The organism is Pseudomonas sp. PS01298 (genome assembly GCF_029959745.1).
GTDB lineage: Bacteria > Pseudomonadota > Gammaproteobacteria > Pseudomonadales > Pseudomonadaceae > Aquipseudomonas > Aquipseudomonas aylmerensis.
In genome coordinates this window covers 1-14,143 of sequence record NZ_JASCPP010000079.1, presented here as the reverse complement: position 1 = coordinate 14,143, position 14,143 = coordinate 1, and the positions used below count along the sequence as shown (strand labels likewise).

Annotated in this window: 13 protein-coding genes; 10 read left to right on the top strand and 3 right to left on the bottom strand. The window is 61.1% G+C overall.

Translation table 11 applies throughout. The features are described from left to right. The first annotated feature begins 28 nt into the window (after positions 1–28). The 5 genes from QMX97_RS22975 to QMX97_RS22955 all read left to right on the top strand — a co-directional run bounded on the left by QMX97_RS22975 (position 29) and on the right by QMX97_RS22955 (position 5,586). Positions 29–1,627: an ABC transporter substrate-binding protein gene (locus tag QMX97_RS22975; RefSeq protein WP_213550589.1), complete on the top strand. Its 1,599-nt coding sequence runs from the start codon at positions 29–31 to the stop codon at positions 1,625–1,627. A 76-nt stretch (positions 1,628–1,703) separates the two neighbouring features. Beyond that, a complete protein-coding gene (locus QMX97_RS22970) occupies positions 1,704–2,714 on the top strand; it encodes an ABC transporter permease subunit (protein ID WP_017739471.1) in 1,011 nt (336 codons plus the stop codon). Positions 2,715–2,724: 10 nt separating this feature from the next. Next, positions 2,725–3,636 carry an ABC transporter permease subunit gene (locus tag QMX97_RS22965; protein ID WP_027604858.1) on the top strand — a complete coding sequence of 304 codons (912 nt, stop codon included), beginning with the start codon at positions 2,725–2,727 and terminating at the stop codon, positions 3,634–3,636. A gap of 10 nt (positions 3,637–3,646) precedes the next feature. After that, positions 3,647–4,615, top strand: a complete 969-nt coding sequence (locus tag QMX97_RS22960) for an ABC transporter ATP-binding protein (RefSeq protein WP_024073411.1) — start codon at positions 3,647–3,649, stop codon at positions 4,613–4,615. After that, on the top strand, positions 4,615–5,586 hold the full coding sequence (locus QMX97_RS22955; protein WP_025856265.1) for a peptide ABC transporter ATP-binding protein: 972 nt from the start codon (positions 4,615–4,617) through the stop codon (positions 5,584–5,586). Before QMX97_RS22960 ends, QMX97_RS22955 begins: the two co-directional genes overlap by 1 nt. 128 nt (positions 5,587–5,714) lie before the next feature. Here QMX97_RS22955 and QMX97_RS22950 read toward each other — a convergent pair whose 3' ends face one another. The 3 genes from QMX97_RS22950 to QMX97_RS22940 all read right to left on the bottom strand — a co-directional run bounded on the left by QMX97_RS22950 (position 5,715) and on the right by QMX97_RS22940 (position 8,589). Then, on the bottom strand, positions 5,715–5,981 hold the full coding sequence (locus QMX97_RS22950; protein WP_065900632.1) for a hypothetical protein: 267 nt from the start codon (positions 5,979–5,981) through the stop codon (positions 5,715–5,717). 97 nt (positions 5,982–6,078) lie between these two features. Next, on the bottom strand, positions 6,079–6,336 hold the full coding sequence (locus tag QMX97_RS22945) for a hypothetical protein (protein ID WP_065900630.1): 258 nt from the start codon (positions 6,334–6,336) through the stop codon (positions 6,079–6,081). Between the two features lie 669 nt (positions 6,337–7,005). Further along, positions 7,006–8,589 carry a peptide chain release factor 3 gene (locus tag QMX97_RS22940; RefSeq protein WP_065900628.1) on the bottom strand — a complete coding sequence of 528 codons (1,584 nt, stop codon included), beginning with the start codon at positions 8,587–8,589 and terminating at the stop codon, positions 7,006–7,008. Between the two features lie 331 nt (positions 8,590–8,920). Between QMX97_RS22940 and QMX97_RS22935 the strand changes: the two genes are divergently transcribed. From QMX97_RS22935 to QMX97_RS22915, 5 genes are all read left to right on the top strand, one after another. After that, a complete protein-coding gene (locus tag QMX97_RS22935) occupies positions 8,921–9,637 on the top strand; it encodes an ABC transporter permease (protein WP_106805167.1) in 717 nt (238 codons plus the stop codon). 20 nt (positions 9,638–9,657) lie between these two features. Beyond that, positions 9,658–10,551 (top strand): glycine betaine ABC transporter substrate-binding protein, encoded by an 894-nt coding sequence (locus QMX97_RS22930; protein ID WP_065900624.1) that lies wholly within the window; start codon positions 9,658–9,660, stop codon positions 10,549–10,551. A gap of 11 nt (positions 10,552–10,562) precedes the next feature. Beyond that, positions 10,563–11,216: an ABC transporter permease gene (locus tag QMX97_RS22925; protein WP_065900622.1), complete on the top strand. Its 654-nt coding sequence runs from the start codon at positions 10,563–10,565 to the stop codon at positions 11,214–11,216. Then, positions 11,213–12,370: an ABC transporter ATP-binding protein gene (locus QMX97_RS22920; protein ID WP_065900620.1), complete on the top strand. Its 1,158-nt coding sequence runs from the start codon at positions 11,213–11,215 to the stop codon at positions 12,368–12,370. The genes QMX97_RS22925 and QMX97_RS22920 overlap by 4 nt, the downstream gene beginning before the upstream one ends. Before the next feature lie 512 nt (positions 12,371–12,882). Beyond that, positions 12,883–14,046, top strand: coding sequence for a type III PLP-dependent enzyme (locus QMX97_RS22915; protein WP_025856258.1), 1,164 nt, complete (start codon positions 12,883–12,885; stop codon positions 14,044–14,046). Positions 14,047–14,143: the final 97 nt, after the last annotated feature.

Sequence of the window (14,143 nt, the reverse complement as noted above, 5' to 3'; positions counted from 1 at the left end):
TGGTCCCATCGATTGCAGAGGGCTCTGAATGAAAATGCTCCCGCTACAAGCCGCCATTGCCGCTGCGCTGTTGAGCGTGGCGATCGGCGTTTCGGCCAAACCGCTGGTAGTCTGCACCGAAGCCAGCCCGGAAGGCTTCGACCCGGTCCTGTACACCACGGCCGTCACCGCTGATGCCGCCGCTGAAACCCTGTTCAACCGCCTGGTGGACTTCAAGCCCGGCACCACCGAAGTGATCCCCGCGCTGGCCAAAGACCTGCCGCAGATCAGCGCCGATGGCCTGACCTACACCTTTCACCTGCGTGACGACATCAAGTTCCACACCACCGACTACTTCAAACCCACGCGCAACATGAACGCCGACGACGTGCTCTGGAGCTTCCAGCGCCAGCTGGACCCGAATCACCCGTGGCATAACAAGTCCCTCGTGGGCTACCCGTACTTCGAAAGCATGGGCTTCAAGGAACTGCTCAAGAGCGTGGAAAAGACCGACGATCACACCGTCGTCTTCACCCTGACCCGCCCTGAGGCACCGTTCCTGGCCGACCTGGGCATGGCATTCTCTTCAATCCACTCGAAGGAATACGCCGACCAGTTGCTGAAATCCGGCAAGACCGAAGACCTCAACGCCAAGCCCATCGGCACGGGTCCGTTCATCTTCAACCGTTATCAGAAAGACGCCCAGGCGCGATTCAAGGCCAACCCGGACTACTTCCGCGGCAAACCAGCAGTCGACCCGCTGATCCTGGCGATCACCACCGATAACAACGTGCGCCTGCAGAAGCTCAAGGCCAACGAATGCCAGATCGCGCTGTTCCCCAAGCCGGATGACATTCCAAGCATCAAGCAGGACCCGAACCTGAAAGTCGACGAACTGGCGGCGATGACCACCAGTTACACCGCGTTGAACACCACTCACAAATACATGAGCGATGCGCGTGTACGTCACGCGATCAACATCGCGTTCGACAAGACCGGCTATACCGAAGCCCTGTTCGGCAAAGGCAATGCGGTGGTAGGTACTGGCCCTTATCCCCCGACCTTGCTGGGTTTCAGCGACAAACTGAAGAACCCGCCCCGTGACCTGGACAAGGCCCGCGCCCTGCTCAAGGAAGCCGGCGTACCGGAAGGCACCGAGTTCACCCTGTTCACCCGTAACGGCGGCGGCCCGACCAACCCCAACCCGATGCTCGGCGCCCAGCGCATGCAGGCGGATCTGGCGCAGATTGGCCTGAAGATCAACATCAAAGTCATGGAATGGGGCGAGATGCTCAAGCGGGCCAAGAACGGCGAGCACGACATGGTTTCGGCTGGCTGGGTCGGTGACAACGGCGACCCGGACAATTTCCTGACCCCAAACCTGAGTTGCGATGCTGCGAAAAACGGCGAAAACTACGCCCGTTGGTGTAACAAAGAGTTTCAAGACTTGATCGACAAGGCTCGCGCCATCGCTGAACCCGGCCAGCGCGCTGCACTCTATGAACAAGCACAGGACGTTTTCGAGAAGGACCAACCATGGCTTCCCATGGCTTACCCGAAACTGTTCACCGCCATGCGCAAGAACGTGGAAGGCTTCACCCAAAGCCCTCTGGGGACAAATAACTTCGCCACCACCCAGGTGAAGTAAATAAGAAAAACGCTCGGCGCCTTCGCTATTGAAGGCGCCGAACCTGCCTAACCGGCTGATTGAGGTACACAACAAGATGTTTAGTTTTATTGCCCGCCGACTGGGGTTACTGATCCCCACGTTTTTCGGCATCACGTTGCTGACGTTTGCGTTAATTCGCATGATCCCTGGCGACCCCGTAGAAGTCATGATGGGCGAACGCCGCGTCGATCCCGAGATGCACGCACAGGCAATGGAACGCCTTGGCCTTAACAAGCCGTTGTATGCGCAATACCTGGACTATGTCGGCAAGCTCGCCCAGGGCGACCTTGGCGAATCGCTGCGCACCCGCACCAGCGTGTGGACCGAGTTCACCGCGCTTTTCCCGGCGACCCTGGAACTGTCCATGGCCGCCCTGTTGTTCGCCGGCATCCTGGGCCTGTTGGCCGGGGTGATCGCGGCACTCAAGCGAGGATCCCTGTTCGACCATGGGGTGATGGGCATCTCCCTCGCGGGATATTCGATGCCGATCTTCTGGTGGGGCCTGATCCTGATCATGTTCTTCTCGGTAAGCCTGGGCTGGACCCCGGTATCCGGGCGTATCGACCTGCTCTACGACATCGAGCCGCGCACCGGCTTCATGCTGATCGACACCCTGCTGGCTGACGAGCCGGACGCGTTTTTCGACGCCCTGCACCACCTGATCCTGCCGGCCATCGTGCTGGGCACCATCCCGCTGGCGGTGATTGCGCGGATGACCCGTTCGTCGATGCTCGAAGTGCTGCGCGAAGACTACATCCGCACCGCCAAGGCCAAAGGCCTGTCGCCGGCGCGCGTGGTGTTCGTGCATGGCCTGCGTAACGCGCTGATCCCGGTACTGACCGTGGTCGGCCTGCAAGTCGGCACCCTGCTGGCCGGTGCGGTCCTGACCGAAACCATCTTCTCGTGGCCCGGCATCGGCAAATGGCTGATCGAAGCCATTGGCGCGCGGGACTACCCGGTGGTGCAGAACGGCATCCTGTTGATCGCCTGCCTGGTGATCCTGGTGAACTTCGTGGTGGATATCCTCTACGGCTTCGCCAACCCACGCATCCGTCACCAGCGCTGAGATCATGACCATGACCACACCTACTCAAGTGTCAGCAGTCGATCAGAGCCTGCTGTACCCGTCCCCGTACAAAGAATTCTGGCAAGCCTTTTCCAAGAACAAAGGCGCGGTTGCCGGCCTGCTGTTCATGTTGCTGATCGTGTTCTGCGCGATCTTCGCCCCCTGGGTGGCCCCGCATAACCCCAGCGAGCAATACCGTGACTTCCTGCTGACCCCGCCATCGTGGCTGGAAGGCGGGCAGATCCAATTCCTGCTCGGTACCGATGAACTGGGCCGCGACCTGCTTTCGCGCCTGATCCAGGGCTCGCGCCTGTCCTTGCTGATCGGCCTGTCGTCGGTGGTGATGTCGCTGATCCCGGGGATCCTGCTGGGGCTGTTCGCCGGGTTCTTCCCGCGTTTGCTCGGCCCGACCATCATGCGCCTGATGGACATCATGCTGGCCCTGCCGTCGCTGCTGCTGGCGGTTGCCATCGTCGCGATCCTCGGCCCTGGCCTGATCAACACCGTGATCGCGATCGCCATCGTGTCGCTGCCGTCCTACGTCCGCCTGACCCGCGCTGCGGTGATGGGCGAGCTGAACCGTGACTACGTGACCGCCGCCCGCCTCGCCGGTGCCGGCCTGCCGCGCCTGATGTTCATCACCGTGCTGCCCAACTGCATGGCACCGCTGATCGTCCAGGCCACCCTGAGTTTCTCTTCGGCGATCCTCGATGCCGCGGCCCTGGGCTTCCTCGGCCTTGGCGTCCAACCGCCAACCCCTGAGTGGGGCACCATGCTGGCTTCGGCCCGTGACTACATCGAACGCGCCTGGTGGGTGGTGAGCTTGCCTGGTTTGACCATTTTGCTCAGCGTGCTGGCAATCAACTTGATGGGTGACGGCCTGCGCGACGCGCTGGACCCGAAACTCAAGAACGCCGCCTGAGGAGATTCCCATGTCACTGTTAGAAATCAAGAATCTCAACGTGCGCTTCGGCGACAAGACCGCCGTACCGGTGGTCGATGGCCTCGACATTTCCGTCGACAAAGGCGAAGTACTGGCGATCGTTGGCGAGTCGGGCTCGGGTAAATCCGTGACCATGATGGCGCTGATGGGCCTGATCGAGCACCCCGGCATCGTCACCGCCGACGCGCTGAACTTCGACGGCAAGGACATGCTCAAGCTGAGCAATCGCCAGCGCCGCCAGATCGTCGGCAAGGACCTGGCAATGGTGTTCCAGGACCCGATGACCGCGCTGAATCCCAGCTACACCGTGGGCTTCCAGATTGAAGAAGTACTGCGCCTGCACCTGAAGATGTCCGGCAAGCAAGCGCGCAAGCGGGCCATCGAACTGCTCGAAAAGGTCGAAATCCCAGGCGCTGCCAGCCGTATGGATGCCTACCCGCACCAACTGTCCGGCGGCATGAGCCAGCGTGTGGCCATCGCGATGGCAATTGCCGGCGAGCCGAAACTGCTGATCGCGGATGAGCCGACCACCGCCTTGGACGTCACCATTCAAGCGCAGATCATGGACCTGCTGCTGGCCCTGCAGAAAGAACAGAACATGGGCCTGGTGCTGATCACCCACGACCTCGCGGTCGTGGCCGAAACCGCCCAGCGCGTGTGCGTGATGTACGCCGGCCAGGCCGTGGAAGTCGGCCAGGTGCCGCAACTGTTCGACATTCCGGCGCATCCGTACAGCGAAGCGCTGCTCAAGGCGATCCCCGAGCACAGCCTCGGCGCCACGCGCCTGGCCACGCTGCCGGGTATCGTGCCCGGCCGCTATGACCGTCCGCAGGGTTGCCTGCTGTCGCCACGCTGCCCGTACGTGCAGGAAAGCTGCCGCCAGACCCGCCCGGGCCTGGACCCTAAATCCAACAGCCTTGCACGCTGCTTCTACCCCTTGAACCAGGAGGTGGCGTAATGGCCGTCGTTCTTACCGCCCGCGACCTGACCCGTCACTACGAAGTGTCCCGTGGCCTGTTCAAGGGCCACGCCACAGTGCGTGCCCTCAATGGTGTGTCCTTCGAGCTGGAAGCCGGCAAGACCCTCGCCGTGGTCGGCGAGTCGGGTTGCGGCAAGTCCACCCTGGCCCGTGCACTCACGCTGATTGAAGAGCCGTCGTCGGGCTCGTTGAAAATCGCCGGCCAGGAAGTCGCCGGTGCCGACAAAGCCCAGCGCAAGCAATTGCGCAAAGACGTGCAGATGGTGTTCCAGAGCCCGTACGCCTCGCTGAACCCTCGGCAGAAGGTCGGTGATCAACTCGGCGAGCCGTTGTTGATCAACACCAACCTGTCCGCTGCCGAACGCCGCGAGAAAGTGCAGGCGATGATGAAGCAGGTGGGCCTGCGCCCCGAGCATTACCAGCGCTACCCGCACATGTTCTCCGGTGGCCAGCGCCAGCGCATCGCCCTGGCCCGGGCGATGATGCTGCAGCCCAAGGTGCTGGTGGCGGACGAGCCGACCTCGGCACTCGACGTGTCGATCCAGGCCCAGGTGCTCAACCTGTTCATGGACCTGCAGCAGGAGTTCAACACTGCCTACGTGTTCATCTCCCACAACCTGGCAGTGGTGCAGCATGTGGCCGACGACGTGATGGTGATGTACCTCGGTCGCCCGGTGGAAGTGGGCCCCAAGGAAGATATCTACGCCCGCCCCTTGCACCCCTACACCCAGGCGCTGCTGTCGGCGACCCCGACGATTCATCCGGACCCGAACAAGCCGAAGATCAAGATCGTCGGCGAGCTGCCCAACCCGCTGAACCCGCCGCCGGGCTGCGCGTTCCACAAACGCTGCCCATATGCGACCGCGCGATGCAGCACCGAAGAGCCGCAATTGCGGGCGCTGGATAACCGTCAGGTGGCCTGCCACTACGCGGAGCAATTCGTCGCCTGAAATCATCCGTGCCCTGCACGGAAATGATAAAGGCCCTGGGGGATTAGCCCAGGGCCTTGCAGAAGTTGTACCGCCCCACCTGTCGGATTGCGCATCAGTCCGGCAGGCGGGGCTTTTTTTACTTCGACTTACGTATCGCTGTCACCGTCAGCATCGGCGTCATCGTCGTCTGGTGGGGCTTGCTGGTCGTCATCATCCTTGGAGCCGCCCTGGCCTTCATCACCCGGCTCGGACTCGCTCTTGGCCAGCTGCAAGCCACCCGCCTGCGCCGTCTTCGCCGCTACAAACCCTGGGGCCTGGCTCTGCACGGCCGTACTGGCCCACGCAGAGGACGCGCCCAGCGACAACATCACCAGCACTTTCAGCAGCAGCACTAAACGTTGAAAAATACTCATGGTCGATTTCCGTCCAGTCAGTGAATCACGTGCGCCGGCGTTCGACCGTCGCTGTGAATTAAGCTAGTTCCGATCCTGGGTTTGCGCCACTCGCGCTTCAGGTATCACCGTCGTCATAGGTTTCACTGTCTTCCCCTTCGTTGTAGGGGTTTTCTGCATCCTCCTTGGGCGCCGGCTGGGCCTGTGGCTGCCAGCCGCCCGAGTTGACCTCGTTCTGCTTTTTCTTGGTCACCGGTCCGGTGTCCTTCCACTGGGGCGTGCCCGCATCCGCCAGCGTCGAGGTGTACGCCAAGGTAGTGGACACGCCCAAGGCTCCCAGCAGCACCAGTTGGATGGCGCGTTGAGTTATACGCAAGGTCCTCTCCTGATCCGTCGGTGAATGGGTGAAGTAGTTCAAACGCTAGACTGAATGTGGGCTTCTCGCCAATCGCCCTGACAGATGAAAAGCAACGGCGGGCACCCGACTCAGCCCCCCACCCTGTAGGTGCTGAGCCAGGCACAGGAATCAGGCCTCCACAAATAAGTGTGGGAGCTGGCTTGCCTGCGAAAGCGTTGGGTCAGCCAGCCCATTTATCACTGACACACCGCTTTCGCGGGCAAGCCCGCTCCCACATTGGAACTGCGCCAGGCGCAGGAGTCAGGCCCTACACAAATAAGTGTGGGAGCTGGCTTGCCTGCGAAAGCGTTGGGTCAGCCAGCCTATTTATCACTGACATACCGCTTTCGCGAGCAAGCCCGCTCCCACATTGGAGCTGCGCCAGGCACAGGAATCAGGCCACACACAATAAGTGTGGGAGCTGGCTTGCCTGCGAAAGCGTTGGGTCAGCCAGCCTATTTATCACTGACATACCGCTTTCGCGAGCAAGCCCGCTCCCACATTGGAACTGCGCCAGGCACAGGAATCAGGCCCCACACAAATAACTGCGCCAGGCACAGGATTCAGGCTTCCCACCCTTAGCTTTATGCCACCCACAAAAAAGGGCAAAGCCATGACAGCTTCGCCCTTCTCTTTACCACTCAGACCTTAATGATGCTCACGGGTCGCGCGGAATTTCACGTCCGGCCAGCGCTCTTCCATCAGCGCCAGGTTGACCCGGGTCGGGGCCAGGTAGGTCAGGTGGCCGCCGCCGTCGACCGCGAGGTTTTCCACGGCCTTGTTGGAGAATTCCTCCAGCTTCTTCTTGTCGCTGCAATCGATCCAGCGCGCGGAGTACACGGTGATCGGCTCGTAGGAGCATTCGACCTTGTATTCCTCTTTCAGGCGGCTGGCGACCACATCGAACTGCAGCACACCGACGGCGCCAAGAATGATGTCGTTGCTGCGCTCGGGGAAGAACACCTGGGTGGCGCCCTCTTCCGCCAGTTGCTGCAGACCTTGGCGCAGTTGCTTGGATTTCAGCGGGTCACGCAGGCGAACGCGGCGGAACAGTTCCGGGGCGAAGTGCGGGATACCGGTGAAGCCCAGGGTTTCGCCTTCGGTGAAGGTGTCGCCGATCTGGATGGTGCCGTGGTTGTGCAGGCCGATGATGTCGCCGGCGTAGGCTTCTTCGAGCTGTTCACGCTCGGAGGAGAAGAACGTCAGCGCGTCGCCGATGCGCACGTCCTTGCCGGTGCGCACGTGGCGCATCTTCATGCCTTTTTCGTATTTGCCGGAGCAGATGCGCATAAAGGCGATGCGGTCGCGGTGCTTGGGGTCCATGTTCGCCTGGATCTTGAACACGAAGCCGGAGAATTTCTCTTCCACGGGCTCCACGGTGCGCTCGTTGGCCACACGGGCCAAGGGACGCGGCGCCCAGTCGACGACAGCGTCGAGCACGTGGTCGACACCGAAGTTGCCCAGGGCGGTCCCGAAGAACACCGGGGTCAGCTGGCCGTCGAGGAATTCCTGCTGGTTGAACTCATGGCAGGCGCCCTGCACCAGTTCCAGCTGGTCGACAAAGCGGTCGTACTCGTCACCCAGGTGGGCGCGGGCTTCGTCGGAATCAAGTTTCTCGATGATCTTGGTTTCGGTGCGCTCGTGACCGTGACCGGCGGTGTAGACAATGATGTAGTCGTCAGCCAGGTGGTACACGCCCTTGAAGTCGCGGTAGCAACCGATCGGCCAGGTGATCGGCGCGGCCTTGATCTTGAGGACCGCTTCGATTTCATCGAGCAGTTCGATCGGGTCGCGGATATCGCGGTCGAGTTTGTTGATGAAGCTGACAATCGGCGTATCCCGCAGACGGCACACGTCCATCAGCGCGATGGTGCGTGGCTCGACGCCTTTACCGCCGTCGAGGACCATCAGGGCCGAGTCCACCGCGGTCAGGGTGCGGTAGGTGTCTTCGGAAAAGTCTTCGTGGCCCGGGGTGTCGAGCAGGTTGACCATGTGGTCGCGATACGGGAACTGCATGACCGACGTGGTAATGGAAATACCACGCTGCTTTTCCATTTCCATCCAGTCGGATGTCGCATGGCGGTCGGATTTGCGCGACTTCACCGTGCCGGCCACAGCGATTGCCTTGCCCATCAGCAGGAGCTTCTCGGTGATGGTGGTTTTACCGGCATCGGGGTGGGAAATAATGGCGAAAGTGCGGCGTTTCGCGACTTCGGCGGCCTGGTGGGTCATGGGAAATCGCCTGGCAGGTGAGTCAAAAAAGGGCGGCGAGTATAGCGCAAACCCAGGGTCACGGACCACCGTTCACCCCATTGGGGGTGGCTAAATGCTGCCAAGTGTGGAACCTTTTAAAAGGTAGAGACGTCCACTCCCCTGCTGCCGCACTCGTAACAGGGGCTGAAAAATCAGCAAGTTAGCCTGACGAGGCTGCGCTCATGGCTCGAATACATACCGCATTGCCGGTATCGACGAGCTGCTTTTCGCGACCCTATTCGCCGACAGCCAGGAATGGCATTGCCGCTCGGAAATGTGGTCGCCGACAAAAGAAAAAAGGAGTCCGCCTGTGGCTATTCGCTATGGCAAAGGGCTGATAGGAGGAGCGGTTGTCGTCGCTCTCCTGGCCCTGCTGGTCCACTGGATCGGCATCAACACGATCGAACTGTACCGCGACGATTTGTTGTTTTACCTGCAAGCTCATCTGATCCTCGTTCTTGTCTCCATGCTGGCCGCCCTGATTGTGGGCATCCCCGCCGGTATCCTGCTCAGTCGACCGACTATGGTCGGGCGCGCAGAACGCTTCATGCAGATCTTCAACATCGGCAACACCGTCCCTCCCCTGGCCGTACTGGCCATCGCCCTCGGCGTCCTCGGCATCGGCAGTGGCCCGGCTATCTTCGCGCTGTTCCTCGCCTCCCTGTTGCCCATCGTGCGCAATACCTACGAAGGCCTGAAAAACGTTCAAGGCTCGCTGAAAGAAGCCGCCACCGGCATCGGCATGACGCCGCGCCAGGTGCTGTTTCGCGTGGAATTGCCCAACGCCGTGCCGATCATCATCGGCGGTGTGCGCGTGGCCCTGGCGATCAACGTCGGTACCGCGCCGCTGGCCTTCCTGATTGGCGCCAACAGCCTGGGCAGCCTGATTTTCCCCGGCATCGCCCTGAACAACCAGCCGCAATTGCTGCTTGGCGCCGCGTGCACCGCGTTGCTGGCATTGCTGCTCGACGGTCTGGTGACCATGGCCAGCCGCCTCTGGCTGGAACGCGGGTTGCGTCCGTCTTAAGGCTTGGCAAAGGAAATCACATGAAAAGACTGACCCTGATATTGAGCTGCGTCCTGCTGTTTGCAGGCATTGCGCAAGCTGCCGAAAAACCGGTGATCCGCATCGGCGCCCGGGTGTTCACCGAACAGACCCTGCTCGCCGAAATCACGTCCCAGTACCTGCGCACCAAGGGCTACGACGCCCGCGTGACCGGCGGCCTGGGCAGCAACCTGGCACGCAGTGCCCAGGAAAGCGGGCAACTGGACCTGATCTGGGAATACACCGGCGTGTCGCTGGTGGCCTACAACCACGTCGACGAGAAACTCGACAGCGAACAGTCCTACGCCCGGGTGAAAGAACTCGACGCGAAAAAAGGCTTGGTCTGGCTCTCGCCGTCGAAATTCAGCAACACCTACGCATTGGCACTCCCCGAGAACGTGGCCAAGGAATTCCCGCAGATCAACAGCATCAGCGACCTCACCCAAGCCCTTGCGGAAAAAACCAAAGGCACGCGCCTGGTCGCCCTGGACACCGAATTCGCCAACCGTTCCGACGGCATGGCGGGCATGGTCAAGCTGTATGACATGAACCTCACGCGCAAAAACACCCGGCAGATGGACGCCGGCCTGGTCTACACCGCCCTGCGTAATGGCCAGGTGTTTGCCGGTTTGGTCTACACCACCGACGGTCGCCTGAACGCCTTCAAATTGAAGCTGCTGGAAGACGACAAGCACTACTTCCCGGACTACACCGCAGCGCCGGTGGTGCGTCAGGTTTATCTCGACGCCCACCCTGAGTTGGCCGCCGACCTCAAGCCGCTGGCCGCCCTGTTCGACGATGCAACCATGCGCGAGCTGAACGCGCGGGTCGACGTCGAGCATGAAAGCCCATCCGCCGTGGCTGCCGATTTCCTGCGCCAGCACCCACTCAACTAAGAGGAGAAGACATGGAATTCCTGAACGCCTTTTCCCATCTTGATTGGGCACAAGTCCTGCACCTGACCTGGCAGCACATTACCCTCGTGGGGATCGCCGTACTGCTGGCGATCTTTATCGGCGTGCCCCTGGGCATCCTGATGACCCGCTTCCCGACCCTGGCCGGCCCGCTGCAAGCCAGCGCCACGGTGCTGCTGACCGTGCCGTCCATCGCCCTGTTCGGCCTGCTGCTGCCGTTCTACTCCAAATTCGGCCAGGGCCTGGGGCCGATGCCGGCGATCACCGCCGTGTTCCTCTACTCCCTGCTGCCGATCATGCGTAACACCTACCTGGCCCTGACCGGCGTTGAACCGGGCATTCGCGAGGCCGCACGCGGCATCGGCATGACCTTCGGCCAGCGCCTGCGCATGGTCGAGTTGCCCATCGCCGTGCCGGTGATCCTTGCCGGTGTGCGCACCGCCGTGGTGATGAATATCGGCGTGATGACCATTGCCGCCACCATCGGCGCCGGTGGCCTGGGTGTACTTATTCTGGCTTCCATCAGCCGCAGCGACATGTCGATGCTGATCGTCGGCGCCGTGCTGGTCAGTCTCCTGGCCATCTTCGCCGACCTGCTTCTGCAATGGCTGCAACGCTCGCTGACTCCAAAAGGACTGCTCAAATGATCGAACTTCAAAACCTGACCAAGACTTTTCAAAGCAACGGCAAGACTGTTTCCGCCGTCAACGACGTAAGCCTGACCGTCAACGAAGGCGAGATTTGCGTATTCCTCGGCCCTTCTGGCTGCGGCAAGAGCACCACGTTGAAAATGATCAACCGCCTGATCAAGCCCACGTCGGGCAAGATCCTGATCAACGGCGAAGACACTACCGACCTTGACGAGGTGACCCTGCGCCGCAACATCGGCTACGTGATCCAGCAGATCGGCCTGTTTCCCAACATGACCATCGAAGAAAACATCGTGGTAGTGCCCAAGCTGCTCGGCTGGGACAAGCAGAAATGCCATGACCGCGCCCGCGAGTTGATGAGCATGATCAAGCTGGAACCCAAGCAGTACCTGCACCGCTACCCGCGCGAGCTGTCGGGCGGCCAGCAACAGCGGATCGGCGTGATCCGCGCTTTGGCGGCCGATGCGCCGCTGCTGCTGATGGATGAGCCGTTCGGCGCGGTCGACCCGATCAACCGCGAAATGATCCAGAACGAGTTTTTCGAGATGCAGCGCGCGCTGAACAAGACCGTGATCATGGTCAGCCACGACATCGACGAAGCCATCAAGCTGGGCGACAAGATCGCCATCTTCCGCGCCGGCAAGCTGCTGCAGATCGACCACCCGGACACCCTGCTGGCGCATCCGGCCGACGAGTTCGTCAGTAACTTCGTGGGCCAGGACAGCACCCTCAAGCGCCTGCTGCTGGTGAAGGCCGAAGACGCCGCCGACAACGCCCCGTCGGTGAGCCCGGAAACCCCGGTGGCCGAGGCCCTGGAGTTGATGGACGAACATGACCGCCGCTACATGGTGGTCACCTGCGCCGAGAACAAGGCGCTGGGTTATGTACGACGTCGCGACCTGCACCGTCAGACCGGCACCTGCGGCCAGTACCTGCGCGAATTCAACGCCACCGCGGCGTATGACGAGCATTTGCGCATCCTGCTGTCGCGCATGTACGAGTTCAACCGCTCGTGGCTGCCGGTGATGGATGCGGAGCGGGTATTCCTCGGCGAGGTGACCCAGGAGTCGATTGCCGAGTACCTGAGTTCCGGTAAGTCGCGTGGCGGCAAGACCAGCATCGTCTCCCCAGCGGAAACTGCGCTGGCCTGATAAACCTGCCTCTGTGGCGAGGGGGCTTGTCCCCCGTTGGGCTGCGTAGCAGCCCCAATGAACTCCGCGCGTTTTTTTCATACAAAACGCGGGGGCAGGATTTGGGGCCGCTCCGCAGCCCAACGGGGGACAAGCCCCCTCGCCACAAAGGCCCTCGCCGACCAGCCGTTTTCCTTGCAAATTGCCCCTCCTGGGGAACATCAATCCGTCACACCTGTCGGTTACATAAGTAGCTGCACGCCATCGCGCGACGAACGCGTGCAAAAACGCGACATTTTTAGTTGATCTATCGCCCCTCACGTCCTAAAGTTCGCGCCGAACGTCCATGCTGGAAACGATCCATCCGGCTCAAGTACTGACGACGAGACAGCAAGGCCAAGGGAAGCGGTTATTCCCATGGCCTTTTTGCTTTCGGCGACATGCCTTGGGAAGTAGGCGAACCAAAGTGGGGATACGGAGGACGTTCATTTGCACCCATTGATCAATACAGTTTGCCCTTAGGAGTTCCCAGCATGTCGATCAACGTCGAAGATTATTTCGCGCGCGCCACTTTTGACAAAATGAAGGCGTTCGCCGACAAGCAAGAAACCCCGTTCGTGGTCATCGACACCGCGATGATCAGCCAGGCCTACGATGACCTGCGCGCCGGTTTCGAATTCGCCAAGGTGTACTACGCCGTCAAGGCCAACCCGGCCGTCGAGATCATCGACCTGTTGAAAGACAAAGGGTCGAGCTTCGACATCGCCTCGATCTACGAGCTCGACAAGGTGCTCGGCCGCGGCGTCAGCCCGGACCGTATCAGCTACGGCAACACCATCAAGAAATCCAAGGACATCCGCTACTTCTACGAGAAGGGCGTGCGCCTGTTCTCCACCGACTCCGAAGCCGACCTGCGCAACATCGCCAAGGCCGCGCCGGGCTCGAAAGTCTATGTGCGCATCCTCACCGAAGGCTCGACCACCGCAGACTGGCCTCTGTCGCGCAAATTCGGCTGCCAGACCGACATGGCCATGGACCTGCTGATCCTTGCCCGTGACCTCGGCCTGGTGCCATACGGCATCTCCTTCCACGTCGGCTCGCAACAGCGTGACATCAGCGTGTGGGACGCGGCGATTGCCAAGGTCAAAGTGATCTTCGAGCGCCTGAAGGAAGAAGACGGCATCCACCTCAAGCTGATCAACATGGGTGGCGGCTTCCCGGCCAACTACATCACCCGTACCAACAGCCTGGAAACCTACGCCGAAGAAATCATTCGCTTCCTCAAGGAAGATTTCGGCGACGACCTGCCGGAAATCATCCTGGAGCCGGGCCGTTCGTTGATCGCCAACGCCGGCATCCTGGTCAGTGAAGTGGTACTGGTGGCACGCAAATCGCGCACCGCCGTCGAGCGCTGGGTGTACACCGATGTGGGCAAATTCTCCGGCCTGATCGAAACCATGGACGAAGCCATCAAGTTTCCGATCTGGACCGAGAAGAAAGGCGAGATGGAAGAAGTGGTCATCGCCGGTCCTACCTGCGACAGCGCCGATATCATGTACGAAAACTACAAGTACGGCCTGCCGCTGAACCTGGCGATCGGTGACCGCCTGTACTGGCTGTCGACCGGTGCCTACACCACCAGCTACAGCGCGGTTGAGTTCAATGGCTTCCCGCCGCTGAAGTCGTTCTACGTCTGATCATCCCGTCCGGGAACGATCACCCTCTGTAGGAGCCGGGGGGGGGGGGGGGGGGGGGGGGGGGGCCCCCCAAGGCCCGCGCCCCCCGCCGACGGGG

Excerpts from the sequence above, each read along its gene's own strand:
- QMX97_RS22975 (WP_213550589.1), top strand. The coding sequence starts at position 29 with ATGAAAATGCTCCCGCTACAAGCCGCCATTGCCGCTGCGCTGTTGAGC.
- QMX97_RS22970 (WP_017739471.1), top strand. The coding sequence starts at position 1,704 with ATGTTTAGTTTTATTGCCCGCCGACTGGGGTTACTGATCCCCACGTTT.
- QMX97_RS22965 (WP_027604858.1), top strand. The coding sequence starts at position 2,725 with ATGACCACACCTACTCAAGTGTCAGCAGTCGATCAGAGCCTGCTGTAC.
- QMX97_RS22960 (WP_024073411.1), top strand. The coding sequence starts at position 3,647 with ATGTCACTGTTAGAAATCAAGAATCTCAACGTGCGCTTCGGCGACAAG.
- QMX97_RS22955 (WP_025856265.1), top strand. The coding sequence starts at position 4,615 with ATGGCCGTCGTTCTTACCGCCCGCGACCTGACCCGTCACTACGAAGTG.
- QMX97_RS22950 (WP_065900632.1), bottom strand. The coding sequence starts at position 5,981 with ATGAGTATTTTTCAACGTTTAGTGCTGCTGCTGAAAGTGCTGGTGATG.
- QMX97_RS22940 (WP_065900628.1), bottom strand. The coding sequence starts at position 8,589 with ATGACCCACCAGGCCGCCGAAGTCGCGAAACGCCGCACTTTCGCCATT.
- QMX97_RS22930 (WP_065900624.1), top strand. The coding sequence starts at position 9,658 with ATGAAAAGACTGACCCTGATATTGAGCTGCGTCCTGCTGTTTGCAGGC.
- QMX97_RS22925 (WP_065900622.1), top strand. The coding sequence starts at position 10,563 with ATGGAATTCCTGAACGCCTTTTCCCATCTTGATTGGGCACAAGTCCTG.
- QMX97_RS22920 (WP_065900620.1), top strand. The coding sequence starts at position 11,213 with ATGATCGAACTTCAAAACCTGACCAAGACTTTTCAAAGCAACGGCAAG.
- QMX97_RS22915 (WP_025856258.1), top strand. The coding sequence starts at position 12,883 with ATGTCGATCAACGTCGAAGATTATTTCGCGCGCGCCACTTTTGACAAA.